Source organism: Serratia sp. LTN-2 (genome assembly GCF_059740205.1).
In genome coordinates, this window is record NZ_JCAXDO010000083.1 from 1 (window position 1) to 857 (window position 857).

Annotated in this window: 1 protein-coding gene; it reads right to left on the reverse strand. The window is 53.3% G+C overall.

The window, feature by feature from the left end; genetic code table 11:
• The coding region (locus tag AC6BYQ_RS28455) for an Ig-like domain-containing protein (RefSeq protein ID WP_498057924.1) at positions 1-857 on the reverse strand (857 nt) is incomplete at both ends.

The following is an 857-nucleotide window of genomic DNA, read 5'->3' on the forward strand; positions in this document are numbered from 1 at the left end:
CCATTGTTCACTGCCGGATAGTCAACGCCATCCACATTGACAACTACAGTGGCTGTCGGATCGTTCACTGTACCAGTGAGTGCTGGTGTGCTGTCATTCGTCAACACGTCATCCAGCGCAACCACAGGTGCTGTGATGTCTGCTGAAACTGTGCCTGTACCTGGCAATGAAGTGTTGCCTGCAGGGTCAGTTGCTGTTGCAGTCACTGTATCGCCATCCACCAGGTTACCCGGGTTTGGTACTGACCAGCTACCATCTGTTCCAGCTACCACTGTTGCAGTGGTGCCATCAGGATAAGTCACAGTCACGGTTGAACCAGGCTCTGCCTGACCGCTCACTGGGTCTGTTGCATTGATCGGATCAAGCACCGGTGCATTTGGTGCAACCGTATCAATGGTCACCACTGCAGTATCGTTACCTACGTTACCTGCTGCATCTGTTGCAGTCACGGTAATGGTGTGTGGACCGTCTGCGAGTGTTGGAAGTGTATTGTCTGCAAGTGTCCAGGTGCCGTCACCATTGTTCACTGCCGGATAGTCAACGCCATCCACATTGACAACTACAGTGGCTGTCGGATCGTTCACTGTACCAGTAAGTGCTGGTGTGCTGTCATTCGTCAACACGTCATCCAGCGCAACCACAGGTGCTGTGATGTCTGCTGAAACTGTGCCTGTACCTGGCAATGAAGTGTTGCCTGCAGGGTCAGTTGCTGTTGCAGTCACTGTATCGCCATCCACCAGGTTACCCGGGTTTGGTACTGACCAGCTACCATCTGTTCCAGCTACCACTGTTGCAGTGGTGCCATCAGGATAAGTCACAGTCACGGTTGAACCAGGCTCTGCCTGACCGCTCACTGG